Source organism: Candidatus Thiothrix sulfatifontis (assembly GCA_022828425.1).
Lineage (GTDB): Bacteria > Pseudomonadota > Gammaproteobacteria > Thiotrichales > Thiotrichaceae > Thiothrix > Thiothrix sulfatifontis.
In genome coordinates this window covers 2,189,925-2,209,576 of record CP094685.1, presented here as the reverse complement: position 1 = coordinate 2,209,576, position 19,652 = coordinate 2,189,925, and the positions used below count along the sequence as shown (strand labels likewise).

The 19,652-nt window shown below is 51.2% G+C and carries 11 protein-coding genes; 3 read left to right on the top strand and 8 right to left on the bottom strand.

Features of this window, described 5'->3' with window-relative positions:
• Positions 1 to 115: 115 nt before the first annotated feature.
• Positions 116 to 364, top strand: coding sequence for a prevent-host-death family protein (locus tag L3K52_11270; GenBank protein ID UOG90779.1), 249 nt, complete (start codon positions 116 to 118; stop codon positions 362 to 364).
• Positions 361 to 741, top strand: coding sequence for a type II toxin-antitoxin system death-on-curing family toxin (locus L3K52_11265; protein UOG90778.1), 381 nt, complete (start codon positions 361 to 363; stop codon positions 739 to 741). The genes L3K52_11270 and L3K52_11265 overlap by 4 nt, the downstream gene beginning before the upstream one ends.
• 91 nt (positions 742 to 832) lie before the next feature.
• On the opposite strand, the gene L3K52_11260 is transcribed toward L3K52_11265, so the two are convergent.
• The 8 genes from L3K52_11260 to hrcA all read right to left on the bottom strand — a co-directional run bounded on the left by L3K52_11260 (position 833) and on the right by hrcA (position 18,678).
• The gene (locus L3K52_11260) at positions 833 to 1,018 is read right to left on the bottom strand and encodes a hypothetical protein (GenBank protein ID UOG90777.1); all 186 of its coding nucleotides are present in this window, start codon (positions 1,016 to 1,018) and stop codon (positions 833 to 835) included.
• Between the two features lie 82 nt (positions 1,019 to 1,100).
• Positions 1,101 to 1,478, bottom strand: coding sequence for a hypothetical protein (locus L3K52_11255; GenBank protein UOG90776.1), 378 nt, complete (start codon positions 1,476 to 1,478; stop codon positions 1,101 to 1,103).
• A 163-nt stretch (positions 1,479 to 1,641) separates the two neighbouring features.
• Positions 1,642 to 2,205: a DUF1566 domain-containing protein gene (locus L3K52_11250; protein ID UOG90775.1), complete on the bottom strand. Its 564-nt coding sequence runs from the start codon at positions 2,203 to 2,205 to the stop codon at positions 1,642 to 1,644.
• A 29-nt stretch (positions 2,206 to 2,234) separates the two neighbouring features.
• Positions 2,235 to 4,886: a DUF1566 domain-containing protein gene (locus L3K52_11245; protein ID UOG90774.1), complete on the bottom strand. Its 2,652-nt coding sequence runs from the start codon at positions 4,884 to 4,886 to the stop codon at positions 2,235 to 2,237.
• A 71-nt stretch (positions 4,887 to 4,957) separates the two neighbouring features.
• Positions 4,958 to 8,860, bottom strand: a complete 3,903-nt coding sequence (locus tag L3K52_11240; GenBank protein ID UOG90773.1) for a glycoside hydrolase family 9 protein — start codon at positions 8,858 to 8,860, stop codon at positions 4,958 to 4,960.
• 15 nt (positions 8,861 to 8,875) lie between these two features.
• Positions 8,876 to 16,846, bottom strand: a complete 7,971-nt coding sequence (locus L3K52_11235; GenBank protein ID UOG90772.1) for a hypothetical protein — start codon at positions 16,844 to 16,846, stop codon at positions 8,876 to 8,878.
• A gap of 117 nt (positions 16,847 to 16,963) precedes the next feature.
• Positions 16,964 to 17,599, bottom strand: coding sequence for a hypothetical protein (locus tag L3K52_11230; protein UOG90771.1), 636 nt, complete (start codon positions 17,597 to 17,599; stop codon positions 16,964 to 16,966).
• Between the two features lie 20 nt (positions 17,600 to 17,619).
• Positions 17,620 to 18,678 (bottom strand): heat-inducible transcriptional repressor HrcA, encoded by a 1,059-nt coding sequence (gene hrcA, locus L3K52_11225; GenBank protein ID UOG90770.1) that lies wholly within the window; start codon positions 18,676 to 18,678, stop codon positions 17,620 to 17,622.
• A gap of 104 nt (positions 18,679 to 18,782) precedes the next feature.
• On the opposite strand from hrcA, the gene L3K52_11220 reads away from it, so the two are divergent.
• On the top strand, positions 18,783 to 19,649 hold the full coding sequence (locus L3K52_11220) for an NAD(+) kinase (GenBank protein ID UOG90769.1): 867 nt from the start codon (positions 18,783 to 18,785) through the stop codon (positions 19,647 to 19,649).
• Positions 19,650 to 19,652: the final 3 nt, after the last annotated feature.

Genomic DNA, 19,652 nt, shown 5'->3' with positions numbered 1-19,652 from the left:
CAGCGTGAAATCGGTATGAATAGCCGTGTAAGGTGTGCTAGCGTTTGCCTCTTGTTAAAATCACACAAAAGTGTGATAATTTAATCACATTTAAGTACACATTATCGGTGGCATTATGCAAACCCTGCTTACCCGCAAAACCATCTCCATGACCGAGTTACGTGAACCCGCCAAAGTATTCAATCAGGCTGGGGATAGCCCTATCGCTATTTTGAACCGCAATCAGGTAATCGGCTATTTTGTCCCCGTGGCTGCGGTTGAAAATATCCAGACCCGCGCCGCAGGGCTGGATGCCACCAAACAGGCTTTTGCCCAACAAAAAGCACGGATTGCCCCTGCTTTGGCTTATCTTCGGGATAAATGATGGAGTTCGTGCTGCTAACGGTGGAGGATGTGGAATACCTCCACGAACAAGTGCTGTATCCGGGTGAACTGGCGGGGTCGGCTGGTGATAAGTCGCTGGCTGGCGTATTGGCAAGAGTGGAAAACCGTCTGGCTTACGGGATGATTAGCGATGCCTATGAACTGGCGGCTACCTATGCCGTGGTCTTGGTCGTCGGTGACGTATTCAACGATGGTAATAAGCGCACCGCTTTTACCTGCATGAATATCAGTCTAGCCCTGAACGGCATTGAACCCACCTTTGATGTAATGGAAGCCGCTGATCTGATCATTGAAGCCGCCCAAGGTCGGGTGGATGAAGCCGCTTTAGCAGAATGGCTACGCCAAACTGCTACTTGAACTACACCGCGAGGCACGAAACCCACCATTCCCCAACGCCATCAACACAACCACACGCTGAAGATGGTGGGATTCACAGGCTCATCCCACCCTACGTGTTCGCTGCCAGCCAGCTTAACGCCTTTGCCAAGGCTTCCTCTGCGCTGGAGGCATTGCCGACCAACGCCCAGCCTGCATACGCGACGTAGGCATCCTTACTGTAGCTGTTCCATTTCACGTCGTAGCGTTTGCCGTTACGGGGGGAGGTGACAGAACCGATGATGACGGCTGATGACATAGTGTGTACTCCTGTTTTGCAAAATTTAATAACCAAAATCGTGGTTTTCCCCGAATGTATCGAGGTATCTGAAGTAATCGACTTAATTACACTCACTCATTGCCAGTGAGCGATGTGTGAAATCACGAGTTTCATCAGGCTTCATCATTATCACCTCCCCACAGTTATATGGTGATCCCTCTGATGTCCAGGTTATCTTTATCTTAAGTCGAGTAAATGAATTACTTCCCTTGTCAAAATACATTTCTGAAGTTTCGCCTGCCCAAGGCGAGAGGGAAGATGTTCCTGTAACGAGTGTCCCTTCGGAACAATCTGCATTTGTACCATTTGTCTCATTAGCTGATTGACACACGTTTTCAAACAAAACCCACCCACTCTCCTTCATCCATCCGGGCAAATCATCAGCACAAGAAACACCTGATAACATCAAAAAAACAACAAAAGTCATCAACTTATACATAAAATTATCTCCATTCTATTCGATAAAGCCAGAAGTCCCACTTCTTATGCTCATCTCACTGTAATTTAAAGAACAACTTCGTTTCAGGTTGCAGTATTAGAGTCTGACCCTTTAGATTCTGGTGTGGTACTCCTGTTGGTTGAAATGAAGGCAAAAAGCAAAATTACTGACCGTCAACGTGCGATCCGCTACGAACTAAACGAACATAATGTTGGTCATTCTTTGGACTCCAATTACGGCTTAAAAATGCCCACTCGACCGTACCATACCTAAAATCAACACCCCATACTAGTTCACCATTCCCCCTAGCAGGGGATGCCGACCAAAACTCACCCGAATGAGTATTTGGAAATACTACCCAGTTAACAGCAGGAAACTCACATTGTTGTTCCACTATAGATGCAAGTTCTTTGATATTAGGTACGCGCCAGTCCGTATATCCAGCAAAACCACCTGTCGCATTAATCGTTTGTACTCGCTCTAAGGCTGCTTCCCAGTTATAACGTTGACGGCTACCACCACTACAATCATTTTCAACTTGCCCTTCGCTGCATTTTTTCCATATCAGATCAGTTTTAGTATCCGTAACGGTACCATCACCATTATCAGTAAACTGGCTAGAAGGAGTACTCGGGGGAATACTTTCCGGCTTGCACGTCGCATTACCAATAGTTGGCAACAATGACAGTGAGTAGGTTAACAATGCCAGTTGAATTATCTTAAACATAAAATTCACTCCAAGTTTTATAACAAGAATTACTGTCCACCTCGAACTAATCGGACAAAACCATCGTTATGTTTGTAACCCCAATTACCATAGCGACCATGAAGATCTTCACCCGCTGACTCGGAAAAATTAATACCTATCGCAACACGAGGATTATTAACAAACGGGGAGGATGACCAAAATGCTGATCGTACAGTATTTCTAAAAAAATCATCATCAAGTAAAAAGTACTTATATAAAACAATAGAACGTAATTCATTCCTAGTTGGCATCCGCCAGTCTGTAGCCCCGCACCAGCCCACTGCATTCACCCGATCAACATATGCCTTGGTATTACAGTAGGTAGCTGGATTGCCTGCGGTATGCCCATAGCAAATGGTGTCACTACCGCTGGAGTTATAGTCACTCGGTTTCTGATAACCTACAAACCCGCCATTCTTCGTTCCATCCGGCTCATACCAAGTGTAACGATCATCCTTGTCATGCAATCCACCATCATCGGTTTTTACCTCCCAAATTAGCCCAGTGACGTTATCTTTCACACATGACCATTCGCGGGGATAAGCGGGCAGTGCCTCACCCGTACTGCTGATTTTGGTGAAGCTGAAGCCAGCATGACCATCACTGCCATCGTTGTGGGTAACATCACGCCCAGTGTGACCATCCTGCCCCGTGCCTGCCACCCGTAAGGTCGGTGGTATCGGGTCGCCCTCGGCATCGCTGAACAGGTTGCAGTCCTGACTGTTGCTATGGGTATGCCCGCTGACGGTGTTGCCGCTGGCGTCATAGGCGTAGTCACCGCAAAGGGTAATGCCAGTGTCGTTGAGCTTGCCCGTTGGGGTTGGTTGCACCACAACATTCTTCCTCACCAACACATTCACCGTATCCGTCGCCGTGCCGCCATGCCCATCACTCACCGTCAGGGTGAAAATCAGCGTAGTGTCAGCATCGACTGCCGGAGCGGTGAAGGAAGGCGTGGCGGTGGTTGCACCCGTCAGAGTGGCGGTCACGCCGCTGCTATCCGTTTGTGCCCAACTGTAGGTCACGGTGTCGCCATCCGGGTCTGTGCCTCTGCCACCGAGCGTGACATTAGCGTTTTCGTTAGCTTCCTGATCTACGCCCGCATCTGCCGTTGGTGCTTGGTTACTGTCACCGAAAAATGGGACATCAACGGGAGTGTAGCGACCAGTAGTAGTACCATCACCCAATTGACCATAATAGTTATTCCCCCAACATTTCACCCTACTACCGATCACGGCACAAGTATGCAACCATCCGGCACTAACAGCAGCCACATTACTACCAGACGCAATAACTTGGACTGGACGGTGGCGTTCAATAGTTGTACCGTCCCCTAACTGACCGACTATGTTCCCCCCCCAACACCGCACACCTGTACTGACCACTGCACAAACATACGTACTTCCCACTGTAATAGCGGTCACATCACTATTTTCTGCAATGGTCTGGACTGGACTGTGGCGTTCAATCGTACTTCCATCACCCAATTGACCAAGGCGATTATCGCCCCAACATTGCACACCACCGTTCAATAAGGCACAAGTCTGAAACCACCCAGAATCAATAGAAAGCACCCCGCTATTAGAAGCAATTGCCTGCACTGGACTATAATGATCAATATTAGTACCATCACCCAACTGACCATGATAGTTGTCGCCCCAACACTTTACCCCCCCGTGTACGATGGCACAGGTATGATAGTCCCCTGTAGTTACGGCTGTTACCCCACTGCTCGACGCCATTGCTTGCACGGGAATGTTGCGATCAGTAGCAGTGCCATCACCCAGTTGACCATATGCGTTATTCCCCCAACACTTTACCCCACCATTGATTACAACACAGGTGTGATCCATACCTGTATCAATGGCAACCACGCCACTACCCGGCGCAATTACTTGCACTGGAACTAAACGATCAGTGGCAGTACCATCTCCCAGTTGACCTTCCAAGTTGCTCCCCCAACACCACACGCCCCCCTTGACCACTGCACAAGTGTGGTTAAGCCCCGCACTGACAGCACTGACATCGCTAGACGGTGCGATAGCTTGCACTGGGCTATGGCGTTCAGCGACAGTACCATCACCTAATTGTCCACGCCCATTCCATCCCCAGCATTGCACCCCTCCATTAACCAACGCACAAGAATGAGATCCTCCCATAGCTAATACCAGTTCATCGTTAGGTGTGATACTGATATTTTTAACCACAACGCTGACCGAATCCTTCGCCGTTGCTCCATGATTGTCAGTCACCGTCAATTCAAACGTGAGGGTTTCATCCGCCACCACTTCCGGTGCAGTAAAGGTGGGTTTGGCAGTGTTTGCCCCTGATAGCGTAACCGTTGCCCCCGCTGTTTGCACCCATGCATAGCTGGCGATACTACCATCACTGTCAGCGCTGGCACTGCCATCAAGATTCACCTCAACCTTTTCATTGACTGTCTGGTCACTACCTGCATTCGCATTTGGCGTTTTATTGGAAGTGTCATCCAGCAACATGCTTACGATGATGTTGACTACCGCTGCTTTTTCCTGTTCCGTCAACGGGTTATCTTCCGCCGCTACACGGAAACTGGCAAAGGGTAAGATGAAGACACACATGACCAATAAAGTAGACAATATCGCTCTATTGCTACGCCAGCTATTTGATGAGCAAGCCATTGATAAATTCCTGATATAAAAAACAGTCAATCAATTTTTTATATAGTATCGTCAAGTAGACTTAAAAACCATTACTGATTCAATAAATTCATAATGATAGGGATAACAACAGTAGCGGTATTGTCGGTAGCACCATCTGCCGGATTGTTAGGGTCACGCCCTGCATCCACTTCCTGCTTATCCGACATACCGTCGCCATCGCTATCCGGGGTCGTTGGATTCGCGTTGTACTGGTATTCGTCCAGATTGGATAATCCATCACCATCGGCATCTGCTGCCGCATCACTCGCATCCAGCGGCTTCAACCCGTACCGTGTTTCCCAACTATCCGGCATCCCGTCGTTATCATCATCCGTGTCCTGATCATCTGGGATGCTATCACCGTCAGTATCCACGACAACGCTGCCCCCCAGCGGTTCTGCCATCAGCCCAAAGACCCCCACCGCAATCGCCATTTCCTGAATGGTGAATTCAGACATTTCCACCAGATCCGATTCATCGGTATAGCGCCGTAAAATCGGGTAAGGATCGTCCGTATTGAACATCGTGGGGTAATTATTCGCGTCTTCCTGTGCTTTGCGCTGCGGGGTCTTGCCATTGCTCATGTGTGCAAAAATGCCAAAGATCGGAATACCGGGAACAGGTTCATCAACCCCATCGTGGATGGAAACCGTGTGCAGCGGGTTTTGCGGGTAACGCTTGCCAATGCCGGTAATAAAGCTAAATGCCAATGGGTTAGCGCCCAATTGTGCATCCAAATTCAGGGCGGCGGTATCGCGGTATTTCTCATCACCGGTCAGCGCCCATGCCTGCAACAGCGGAAAGGCGTACATCGTGCTTTGGGTAAATGTCCCCCATCCCAGCCAATCCGGTACATCCAGCCTTGCCCCGTTCTGATAAGGGCTGGCGAGGGTTTGGATGCGATTATTGTTGGCATCCAAAATAATTTTATTGCGAATTTCCTGCTGAATAGCCGCATTAGTATTAGCTGCCGGAGTGCGCAGATAAGCCCAGTAAGCCCGTTTGTAGAAATGCTGCCATTCATGCCAGCCCCAAGTATGACTATTGTTTGCCCACCAGTTTTCAAAATGTTGGCGGAAAGCGCTTTCCCCGGTAGTACGGTACAGTTCAGCAGCCGCCCATAAGCGGTTGTCGGAGTCATCCGCATCGTTGTATTCACCCGAACAATTATTGGCTACGTTTTTAAAGCCACCTTGCGGCGTGTTGTTAGGGTGGGCTTGCAGGAAACTCCAAGCCAAGCGAGCGCGTTGCAAATAAGTGGCAGCCAAGGCACTGTCATAGGGTTGCCACACCCGTGCAGCACTGGCAAACAGCGCTGCTGCCAAGGCAGTGTCATGGGTGGTTTTAGCGTAAATATGGCGCGGCGCGGTTTCCTTGTGCGGCATGTCGCCGAACCAGCATTCTGACGTGACCTTGTGGTAAACGCCGCCATCACTCGCCTGAAGGCGGACAATCCAATCCAATTCCCAGCGGGCTTCATCCAGCAAATCCGGTATACCGTTGCGGCTTTCAGGAATGTTCCAAGCATTGTCACGGAAATGCTCCGGCTGCATGTCGTAAGCCGTCAGCAGATACCAAAGTGCTGTTGCAGCGGTTGGCATGTATTTGCCGTAATCCCCGGCATCGTGCCAGCCACCATGCACATCCTTGAAACCACCAATCGGTTCATTGTTGTACAGCGGTGAGTTAATGAGCGTAGCATTGTAAACACCGTCAATTTTGCGTCCATTTTCATCGTATTCATGGCTAAGCGGGCGGGTAAAACGGGCTTCGGCGTAGGGTTCGGTCAAGGCTGTGCCGCTGCGTTGGTAAAACAGGCCGCGAGCAGTCGTGTAGGCAGCGTGATTCAGCACATCCTTGCCGATTTTAAAGGTATCCGAGATGCCAAGCCCCGGAACGTAAGCATGGTATTCCCCGGCTGTGGTGAGGGCACTGAAATCAAACTGGTAAACATCTTCGCCAGACAAATGCCAATTGGCATGGCGTAACGTCAGGGGTATCTCCAGCACGGTTTGACCGTTCTGCACGTTCTGGATAGCAACAGTCGGCAATGGCGTTGGCAGGCGCAATGCCCCGTATGGCAGGGCGAACATGCCGTAGATAGTGGCATTCAGGTTATCCCCAGCCTGCCAATCATTGCCTGTCTTCGTAATCAGCGCCCCATTGCTGGTACTGCCCCAGGACTGGCGGGAATTCTGCCGTGCCAAAGCACGCAAATCATTACTGGTAGAGGCATTGGTAAAGGCATTGACAGCCGTGAACGGGTTACTGCCAAACCCGGTTTTGTACCACAGGGTTCCATTATCGCCAGCCACCCAGATGCTACCACTGTGATTCCAGGTCAGCGCATGTAAATCGGCAGTCCCCGCTGGCTTGTCCGTCCACTCCTTCCAACGGTTGTATTGATGGAACAGAATCGTACCGTTTGCACCCACTGCCCACAAATCATCGGCCTTGGAACCCCCAATGGCGTGCAAATTGACTGTTGTGCCACTGGTTTCTGCCGCCCAACTGACCCCGTTCCAGCGGATGATTGTGCCGTTGTCACCGACTGCCCAGGCGCTCTTGTCAGTTTCTGCCCATACGCCACGTAAGGTTGATGCGGTGGGGCTGGTAACGGTTTCCCATACACTGCCCTTGTAACGCAAGATGCTGCCGTTTGCACCGACGATCCAGCCCTGATTCAGTGGGTCGAAGGCTATTGCCAGCAAATCAGTGCTAACGGGAGAGACGACTTGTTGCCACTGTTTCCCATCCCAGTGCAGGATAACTCCGCCATCGCCCACTGCCCATGCTGAATCTTCGCGGGTGGCGGCAATCGCACGCAGTGGGGTCGTCACGGGTGTGGTTTGTTCTTGCCAGCCAGATTGCTGGTCATGGAATAGGATTTTGCCATTGTCGCCGACTGCCCAAACACCACCGCCCAAATCGCCGAAATACCCACCCACATAACCAACCTTAGGGCGTTCCGGCAGATAACCGACCTGATTGACCTTGATATTCTGGTTAAGTTGTTGCTGGTCAGCGTAGGTGAAACGGTATGGTATGGGTGTAATGGCATTACCAGAACGGTCTTTGACCCCTTGCAGGTTCAAGGTGTACTCCCGCCCGTTCTTGAGCGATTTGGCAAAGTGCAAAAACAGGTCGTAACGGTTTTGCGGTATGCCGCTATTGTCAAATCGCTGGATACGGTAGTGCATTCCAGTATCAACAGGTGAGGTTGCTGTACTGTAATCGCTGTCGTCCAGACTACTGAGGCTGTAATTGCTCAAAGCGCGGATACTGGCTGCATCATAGGCTTCGCTGAACGTCAGGCGCAGGACAGTACTGCTTTCTGCGGCTGGCGCTTGCTTTCCAGCGGTGATGAGTGTTGGCGGGGTAGTATCACGCAAGGCGATATTATCCACATAGCAGGTACGATTCTGTTCATCCATTGCCCAAGCGAGGGTTTCCACATTGCCCAATGTCCATTCGGGTGTGGAAAGGGTAGCCAGTGGGATTTGTACTTTGCGCCAGGTGTTGTCGATGACGCCGCCGTCGATGTGGTTGAGAAGATTGACGGTATTGCTGCTGCGATTCCAGGTACTGAGATGAAAAGCGGGCGGTTCAACATAACCACTGGGGCAGCGGAAATAGAATTCCAGCACATCATGGGCAGAAAAATCACGCCGCGAACCACCACCGCAGTAGAGCCGGTAGGCTGGCCCGTGCCATTTATCGGGGGTCAGACGTAGTGCTTGACTGCCATTTAGCCCTTCGCCGGGTGCTGTTTGCAGGTAGAACAGGCAGCGGTTGGAGCCGTCGCTGGCATTTTCGACCAGAACGGGAACAGAGCCGGGTTCACCGTCATAGATCAGTTGGTCGCCAATACCGTAGTAAGGCGAGTCATCAGCCAGTGTGGCGATGGGTAGCACCATCAGCAGTAAAATTGATAGCCATCTGTGTTTAATCATGGTTTTACTAAAACGTTAGTTAAGAAGCATATCGACGATAATGGGAATAACGTGAGCTGCATTATGATTGCCCGCATCCGAAGCATCGTTGGGATTGCGCCCGTTCTTGATTTCATTCCCGTCATTCATACCGTCGCCGTCCGTGTCATTTCTTTTGGGATTAGTACCGTATTGCAACTCTTGTAGATTGGTTAAGCCATCGTTATCCGCATCAATAAGAGCATCAATGGCATTCAGTGGATTCAAATCGTATTGAATTTCCCAAACATCCGGTATCCCATCGCCGTCATCATCAGTGTCTTGGTCATCAGGAGTTTGATCACCATCCGTATCAATCACCGTGGCAAACGATGCGGGCTGATAACGGTTTGCTGTTTTCGTAAAAACTAACCGTTTCCACACACCAGCGATTTTCAGATCAAAGCAAGGGGCATTACTGCCGCAATCCCCTTTCTGCAAACTAATCTCCTGCAATTGTTCAGCCTTAGGGGCTGCTTGCAGGAGGAACACCCGCACATCCTCACTCACCGGACTCAGTGGTTTGAAACGCGCCCGCTGGCGCTGGATCGTGGTATTAATGCGTGTTTTATAGTTAATGATTTCAGGATCAATGCTGAACTCACCCGCCTGCCATGAGGCGGCAGCAATACGCCCCACCACAGTGGAGGCGGCAGTACGATCAAGACGCGCACATTCGGGTTTCAGCCGCAAGCTATGGGTGTTTTCTAGGCTCATGGCCACATTCTGGCGCGAGAAAGAGCAACTGCTGGCAGCGTCGGTATCGACGGCGGTATGCCAGTATTCCTGCACATCCGCACTGCCCCGCTCCGCTTTCACCGCAAACGCATCCGCTACCAGAAAATTGCCATCCCCCAAGGGCATCATCCAGCGGTCGAAGTAGCGCAACCAGCCCAGTTCAGCATCATTCGCGCCATACACGGCTTGCGCATCCAGATGTAGCCCGGTCAGATTGCCGATACTGGCTTGTACCAGTGTGCCACGCTCGCCGTAAATCTGGCTGCTGTTGATGGTGGCATTCTGGTATTTCCCATTGGTATAGCCTGTCTGGGTGGCATCTTCTACAACCAGGGTGTTCGTGCCCAATGGCAAATTATCAAACAACTGGATATTACCGTCGTTCAATAAATAGGGTTTTCCTTGGGCAGTGAGGGCAATTTCCCCGTAGCCGAAGTCATACAACAGGCGATTACCGTAAGCTGACCAAATCAAGCCACCAAAATCCAGTTCTCGGTGTGGAAAATCAGCCGGTGTACCGCTCACCGCAAGATAGGTTTGATCGGCTTGTTTAAAGCGCAAGCCTTCCTGTTGTGCCAGCGGATTGCTACCCGGTAAATACTGCCGTAGCGAGCCGGTAACGGCATTCGCAAACAGGCTAACCTGACTACCGGCTTGTGTGGTGCGCTGGCATTGCCCGACTAGATTGATCCAGTTACGCGCCATGGAAGGTTGTACCGCCCAAGGGTCATCCAAGCCCTTCACGAACCACTTATTGCTAAAATAATCCAGTATTTTGCAGGTATCGAGTGTGGCTTGCCCGACGGGCTTTATCCCGGTCATTTCTTCCCATAACAGCATGTGCAAGGGGTCGAGCGTGTACCAGCCGAGTTTTTCCCAGGAATCCCCGAAATCCACCATTGCGCCATCAGGAGCCATGAAGTCCAGAAACCAATTCGCCGTTTTGGCGACACGTTCCCAGCGCACGCTATCCAGCGGCACGCCAAAGCCCTGCATCATCAGGTTGTTGATTTCACGCAAACTGGAATAGGAAACATTGGTGTATTCAACAATGCCTTCCATGTATGCGCCATCCGCCAAGTAAAAGTCGCGGTGCAGCCACATACTTTCCAGCACTTTTTCCAGCACATCCGGGGCGCGAGGGTCTTCGTGGTAGTAGGCAATGGCCCAGTAAGCGGCTCCCCTGCCGAGTAACGGTGTCCAGTTATTGCCATTGAAAATCGACCAGTCTTTATCGGCATACTGCTGTAAGTAACAGTCGATCAATGCACCCATCTTGACATCAATACGCGCTTTGTCGGTGGCTGCCAAATCGTTCCAGAACACATCCACGAAAATCGACCAGAACTTCATCTGCTGTTCGGTGCCAATATCGAAGCATTTGTAACCCCAATCCCAGACCACCGCATCGAAACGTTGCATTTCATAGGCAATAAAGGCTGTCTGCAATGCCTGCGTTTCGGCGGCACTGTACAAGCAATTGCCACCTTCCGCATGGCATTGCTTAAGCTGGCGTAACAGGAACATCACCCGCAAGGCGCGGTCAGTATTCCATGTCGAATTAGCGGGTGGGTTCAGGTAAAAAGCGGCATCATCCACGCTTTGCAAGCTGCTAGGCGGCGTTTCCTTACAGGCGCTGTAACCCTTGGTGTGCTTGTCCCACACATTTTTGACATTAAAAACACTGCCCCAATCACTATCGTTTTTGCTGGTGACACAGGTTAAGGCTTCAAAGGGTTGCCAGTAGGTTTGCCATTCGGCTCCATGACCAAGAATGCGTGGGTGTTGTTGCGCAGGTTGATGCAGTGGATTGAGTGCCTTGGCTGTTTTCAGGGCAACAGAATGTAACTCCAAATTTTCATTTTCATGCGGCGTGCAGACCGTCGGGTTATCTTTTTCACAGGCTTTGGTGTACTGGTTGTAAGTGAGCAAGGTGACAATAACTTCATCCGCATTGCGGTAAGCCTCCGGTACTTCGGTCTGAAAAACCTTTTTGGCACTGTAACCGATCTTTTCAATCGGCTCATGAGGGCCGGTAATCAGATAATCCGTGTCACCGGGCTTTGCCCATAGCAGGAATAAACCGGCAGGGATATTGCTTTGCCAGTCTGCGCTGACATCGACCCGGCACTCACCCGTTACAAGGTCAATGTCAGTACTGTAGCAATTAGTCGGTTTGGAACCAAACAGCTTGTACCAAGACAAGGTGTATTCCACGGTGCGGGCAGTGTGACCTTGGGGAATAGGGAAACGGAATTGCGCCCATGCCGGATTCGGGGTCAGCGGATAGTGGATATTATTGAGCGGCCATTTGGTGAGGAATTTGAGTGCCCCATCGTCGGTTTGAGCCTGTACTTTGCAAACATCCTGATTGTTTCCACTGGCACGACCACCGACGCTCACCCGTGTATTAGGCCAGAAAGTAGAAACATCGCACAAAGTCGGGTTGTAAGCCTGCCCAGTCACAGTGGGGTTAATACTGTCGTAATTGACACCGTTGTCCGTTTCGGGACGCACTTGTTGTAAGGGTGTAGTGGGGATAGCGGGGAGTGCCGCTTTCGGCAAACTAACCGTGCTGGTATTTAAATTACCGATATGCACCGTTGCTGCTGTGCGGATTGCATCCAAACCATCTTCTGTCCAAGCATGGGGTTTGTCATGCCCCACTTCCATCGCATCCACTACGCCTTGTAGCCAAGTTTGGGCGGCACGCTTTTCTACCGAATCGTTGGCGGTAGCAATGCTTTGTTCCAGCAACAACAGGTAGCGGTAATCATCCACCGCCTCACGGTAACGTTGCAGCTCCAGTGTCTGGCGCAAGTGACCATCAGCGTGGGTAAACACATCCGACATATCGTCTTCGCGTCCATCCAGATCGTACCAAGGGTCAACATGCACCGAACTCCACATGAACTGCATGTGTCCCTTACAGCCAAATTCTCGGCTAAGTTTGTACTGGTAAACCCCTCGGAGGTAACGGTTACGCAAGTTGTAGGTCGCACATTCACTGCCTTGGTTGATGACGTGCCGAATACCAGCCTCGTTATGGTGCGTCAGATAAATCCGGTCAACCACCCCGGCGAGAGCGGCGCGGGCATCCTTGGCGGGGTCGGTCAGGCTGGAAAAAACGCCTGTACGGCTGGTCGGATCAGCCTGTTTAAAGGCTTGCGCGGCTGCCAGTGAATTCTGGATGGCATCACCAGCCGGTTCATCCCCGACGATATGCAATAAGGGTGGCCAATTGTTTGCCGTACTGTGCGTCTTGATAGCACCCAGCACATCCGCTAATACTGAGGGGTAAGGTTTACCGTATTGTCCACTGGTATCTGGCGTTGAATACGTGGCTAACCCGGCAATGCCGATGCCGCCGTAGGTATTGATTTCATTCCCATAATAACCTTTAACAGCTTGCATGGTTTTGTCCGCCTGCGTGAAATCCATCACCACCTGACCGCTGTTATACCCTTTGAATTGCGGGCCACCAATACCGCCGGATACGCCCGTCATGCCGTAAGCGTGCAATAGCTTGACGGATTCCAGCATTTCGGTTGCCTGCTTGGCGGCGACTTCCGGGAATTGGCTGCCGGGGTATTGTGGTGCGATCCCCAAATAGCCCAACGGCACATCAGCGGCAGGCAGGCGATAAGGCCGCACATCTACCGATACGGGAATCACCTGACTTTGCCCCCCAGCAAAAGTCAGCGTGAGGTTGCCATTAACGGTGCCAGCCGCCAAGCCATCAGGCGCATGAACATCGAACCACAAACGCCGTGATTGGTTGGCTGGCAGTGCCAATGGCATCTGTAACGGGTCAAGAATACGCGGTTTACTCATGGAAACCGAACCGTCTTGCGTGATGCGAGAGAGCTTGTTGCGTACCTGATTGGCAGTGGTTTCAAGCCCCGGCAAATTCAGTGCAGCACCCGTGAGTTGCAGGTTGTCGTGGGCGTATAGGCTCAGGGTTAGCGGTTCATATTCACCCTGTGCCAAGCCGATGCTGAGTCGACTGACCTGTTCGGCAGCCTCCGGCCAGTCGGTAGCGTACACGTCAAGCATCGGACTGCGGTGGAATACCGATAATTTACCGTCTAGTGCATTGCCCGCTGGTTTCGCATATGACGGTAACGGCGGATTGACCTGTTTGTATTCGTAGCCGAATTCACGCTTCAATTGTCCCCAGAGTTCCGCGAGGAAGGCTTGCCCTTTGTCGGCTTCGGTGGTGGGATAGATGACCAACGCCGAGAGTGCCAGTGCGTAAGGGCTTTCATGCCCTTCAAAACGGATGTTTAGTTGACCATCGCTGACCGTGGCATTGAATTCCAGCGGTTGGTAACGAGAGGGAATGTAACGTTGCCAAATGTCATCGCCCGGTAAATCTTCCACGTCATCGTGCCGATAATATTTTGCCCAGAAGTCAGTGGCGGTCTTATTGTCATCCAGCACTTTTTGCCCTTCGGCATAGACAGCCCGGTGTGCGTAATTGGGGTAATACTCCCAGTAACCGGGGTCTTCCAGCATCATCCACACACGGTAGTTGCCATTTGGCAGGTCAAAATCCAACCCACCACTGTTCAGGGAAATCCAGTCACGAAACAGGTTTTCGGGGTGGCGGCGGTCTTCCGTGCGTTTGATCTCAGCATCTGCTGAAAAGCCGTAGCCACGCTCACTACGGTAAGACGTGGACGAATACAACGGGGTGAATTCGTGGAACAAAGGACTATCCATTGTCCCCGCATCGAGCTTTATCAATGTTGGAAAGTCGTTGCGGTAAGCCGCTTGCGGTTCTAGCCGTACATCGTCAATGGTTAAGGCAACATTGGGGCTGGAAGACGCCAGTACCAAACGGGTGATGTGTTCCAGATCCAGACGGCGACGCTCCTTGATGACGGACTTTTCACCCACGAAAATTTGCAAGGGTACATGGATCGTGGTGCGCCCCGGTGGCACGACCGTGTACCAATTGACCCGCGACCAGTAGTCGGTGGTTTTAGTATCACGGATTTCGACATAGAACTCCTGCGGTTCAGCCGACGGATTATCCACTTCAAAGCGTAACCAGTCGTAACCCCGCCAGTCCGCAGGGATACCGTTGGCATTCCAGCCATCTAGGTATTTGCCGGGTTGCAGCAAGGCGGATTGTTGACCGTTAAGGGCTATCGGTGTGTAGCTCCAACCACTTGGGATAAAGGGTGGCGTTTTACCTGCTTCAAAATCGGCTAATAACTTGGGGGCAGCCGCGTGTTGCGGTTTCAGGCTATTAATGTCGACGTTTTGTAAGCGTTGACAGAGCGATTTCTGGGCAAAGCTGGTATCAGTGCAATAGCCGTACAGCAAGATGTCTTCAAAACCCACAGGCGGTTGGTAATCGAGTGGCTTTAGGTCGGTAGCCCCAAGGGTAAAACGTTCCGGGATAGCGGCACAGGCTTCCACCGCTGTGACACTGACATCATCGACAAAGAATGCTCCAGGAGCGTAGTTGAAGAAATAAAGCGTGGCTTCATCATCTTCTGCAACGGTAAAAATCTGCTCCATTTGCCGCCAACCATTATTACCCGCCAGCAAAGCGTGTTGAATAGTCGCTCGTTTGCCGAATTCCATGTAGAGGGAAGTCGTTAACCCCCACAGGCCGGGGCGGATGTCTGCTGAAGCGACATTGGCTCGCAGGCGGTAAGTACCCGCAGGCAAAGTCAAGTGCTGGTGAATAGCCGCTTTCGCCGGACTATACCCTTGCAGCAGCGCAGCACGACTCCCTGTGAAAGCCGCCAACTCAGAATGGGTTAACTGCATGTCCCCTTCCCAACGGTAATCTTTCCAGCCGGGAATATGCAGGGCATCACTGCCAGTCTGTTCCATGCTGCCATTAGCCAGCAGTTCTGTGCCGGGATTACCAGTCAAGCGTACCGGAAGCTGAATCTGAGTAGTATGACCGGTACTGTCACTGACGCTCAGGTTAACGGTCGCCAGCCCACACGCATTACCTTGTGGTGTCAGTGTCAGCACAGTGCCGCTCAAGCTGGCAAGCAGATTAGAGCCAGTAACACTCTCAATCTGCCAAGTCAGCCCGCTGCCTTGTTCCAGATCAACCGCTAGGTTATGTAGATCGAAACTCCAGATACCCGCACTTAGCGGGCGGCTAATTTCCACAAAATGGGCAGGATCAAACAATGGTGCAAGATTGTAATCGAGTCGGTAAACCCGGCGGCTATAAGCCGGTAGCGTATCACTCAAACCCTCCACTGCCGTTTGCAAGCTATGGTTTTCAAAAGGTGTTTCAACAGGCATACCCGCAGCCAATCCTGACAACTTAGCATTGAAAACCTGCTCGGTAGGGGTATCGTTTTTCACCACAATTAGCAGCTTGCTATCCGTGGTGATGTGAATAGATTCGTCCAGTGCAGCATTGGTAAACAGATTATTGAGCGGAACAGCTTGCTTGGCGACTGCATCCAGCGGACGCGGGTCGAGACGATCAGCCAAGCCATCAGCGTCTGAATCCGCTACAGCGGGATCGGTGCCAATCAAAGTTTCCTCTTCATTGAGCAAACCATCACCATCCTGGTCATGATGAATGGTCAAACCTTCAAACGTATAGCGATAGGTTTCATTGTAATTGGCATCGACATAGACGTTGATGTGGGCAGGTTCATCCAACAAAAAGGTATCGGGTTGCGCGGTGTTGATTTGCCGCCACTGCTGGTTTTGATCGAGGATAAAGCCACTGACTACGCCCGCTTTACGTACTAGGCGCAGCTTGCCAGCGGTTGTGCGCTGCGGAAAACTACCGCCCGTACTATGGCTGTGGTCGTCCGATTGGGTAAACCACGTATAATTAATACCGGAGTGGATTTTGTGCTGGATGCTGACATGACGACCCGTCAGTTTATTCTGGTCAAAGCCACCACCCGTCAGGCGCAAGTTCACAGTAGGTTGATAATAATTGGCCTTAAACAAGCTGAGGCTGGAATATTCTAGGATGACTTCCAGATCACCTGTGTAACTGGCATTGCTGAGAATGCCAGTATGTGTGACGCGATTACTTGCAGTACGCTCGAACACAAGTTGACCATCCGTGATACTGAGACCTACTGTCCCCAACAAAGAAAAATCATGGAGTTCATCAGCGTCAGTGAATGGATAAGCCGATGCTTGAACAAATGTAACCGCAGAGACCAAACTGACAACTAGGCAAAACAGCAGCAAGGAAAATGCTTTTTTCCAAGGATGTAACATTGCAGACCTGACCTATGGAACTTATTATTGAGCTAGATCATTATTTAATCATAAATCAGCACATACATATGTGACATATATCACTCAATTATTTTTATTTATAAAAATGGTGCGTGCTTATGGCGCAGTGGTGATAACTGCATCCCCCAAAATCCCCATCAAAATACCAAACACTTCACCCGTATCATCGGGGATGGTGTGCGTGCGAATATGCTTGGCAATGTATTTGCGCTGCCGATCGAGCGTGCCGAACTTCCAAATATCGCCCAATGTCACCGCGCCGTAAAGAATGGTCGAAGCGGTGGCTTCATACTTATCCAGCGCAATCAATTCCGCTGCCAATTGGTTGAAACCGCTATCCACGTCTTTCTTTTTCGCTTCAATCACAATCAGCTCTTGGGGCGCACGCAGCAAATAATCCAACGAACCGCCGAGCTTGTCATCAATCTCCAACGCATATTCCACGTTGATTCTCGCGGTGGTATGCCGCGCAATTTCCGTGATCAGGGGTGCAATCAGAAATTCGCGTTTCGCCATTTCAGAATTCATGCTGATACGCGCCAGAATCGTCTCGTACAGCTCGTTCAAGCGTTGCACAATGGCGGGATCAAACGTGGTGGACTGTGGCAAAACCAAGCGTTCCATCCCAAACGTATACCCAAATTCAGCCACAATCTCATCGGTTGGCGCGGTCATATTAAAATAATCGCTGAAGGTATAGCGCCGATTTTCCTTGAAAATAGAGTGTTTCATAGGGTATCCGTTAGGTTGGCTCAATGGCGCGATTTCAACGCCAGACTCAGTAATTTCGCGGTAATATCAACAACAGGAATCACCCGTTCATACGGAATGCGTTTGGGGCCAATCACGCCGAGTACGCCCAATTGCTCGCCATCGACTTCATAGGGCGCTGTCACCAGACTGCATTCGTCGAACACCGCTTGACCGGATTCGCGCCCGATGAAGATTTTCACGCCATCCGCCTGCAAGCATTTATCCAGCAAGCCCAGAATATCGCGCTTGCGGGTGAAGGCGGCAAACAATTCGCGCAATTTGGTAATATCGGACAAATCGTCGTAACCCATCAAGTTGGTTTCGCCCGCAATCACGCAATCTTCATCTTGTGGCTTATCACCCAAATCCGCGACCGTTTTTTCGCCCAGCTCAATCGCGGAAAGCATCATGCGATTCATGTCTTCGCGGTGTTCGCGCATCTCTTCCAGCAAGGCGGCGCGGGCTTGCTGCAAATCTTTGCCAATCAAACGTTCGTTGAGGAAATTGGCGGCTTGTTGCAATTCAGAGGAACTCACATCTGCGTCGAGCTGGATAATGCGGTTTTGCACTTCGTTACGATTCATCACCAGAATGGCGAGGACTTGCCGACTCGATAAGCTCAGAAATTCAATCTGGCGGATGGACGACGGATTGCGGCGCGGCAAACTCACCACGCCGGTCAGTTGAGTAATGCCGGAGAGCAAGCTGGAGGCGGATTGGATTAAGGCGGCGGGGTCACGTTCCGCTTTCAACTGCCCTTGCAGAATGTGCATGGCGTGTTGTTCGAGCGGCTTGATATTGACCAAGGCATCCACAAAGAGGCGGTAGCCCTGCGAGGTGGGAATGCGCCCTGCCGAGGTGTGCGGCGCACGGATGTAACCCATATCCTCCAAATCCGCCATCACATTGCGGATGGTGGCGGCGCTTAAATCCAAGCCGCTGCTGCGGGCAAGGTTGCGCGAACCAACGGGCTGTCCGTCTTGGATATAGCTTTCCACCAACACTTTGAGGATGTGGCGGGCGCGTTCGTTCAGTTCTGGGTGCTGGCGTATTGTCATGCCATCATTTATAGGGGCAAAGCATCACAGATACAAGCCTGTTTAACTTGCATTTTATTCCCAGCTTTGCCAGCCTTACCACTTTACTCACACAAGCATCGGTTATGAACCCGTTTTCTCACATCGGTCTGTTTACCAAACCCAACGATACCCGCGTCGATAAGACGCTGTTTCAGTTGCACGAATTCCTGTTGGAACGCGGTTATCACGTCCATTGCGACCGTGACGCAGGCATTATTTTAGGCTTGCCCACCATGCCCTCCGACCTGCTGGCGCGGCAAATTGATCTTGCCATTGTCGTCGGCGGCGACGGCACATTGCTCTCCACTGGGCGTTTAGTCGCCGATCACCAAGTGCCGCTGATTGGCATCAACTTGGGGCGCGTCGGTTTTCTGGTGGATATTTCACCTGATGAAATGCTCACCCAATTGGAACAAATGTTAGCGGGGCAATACCAAGAAGAAGCCCGTTTCGTGCTCCACGCCGACGTTATCCGTGAAGAGGAAATCATCGGCAGCGGCGAAGCACTCAACGACGTGGTGCTGCATGTGCGCAATGAAGTGCGCATGATCGAATTCACCACCCGCATTGACGGACACTTTGTAAACACCCAACGCGCCGATGGCATTATTATTACCACGCCAACCGGCTCAACCGCCTACGCACTTTCCAGTGGCGGCCCCATTTTGCACCCGGCCCTACAAGCCTTGGCACTGGTGCCGATTTGCCCCCATACCCTGAGTGACCGCCCCTTGGTCATCAGCAATCAAAGCGTGATCGACATTCAATTGTGCGAAGACCGCGATATTCCCGCCCGCGTCTCTTTCGATGGGCACAACAATATTGAGCTAGAATCCGGCGATGCCTTGCGCATTCATACCCGCCCAGAAAAAGTACGTTTGTTACACCCGCAAAGCTACGATTATTACCATATTTTGCGTGAAAAACTGCATTGGGGAGTGCAACCGTAAGCC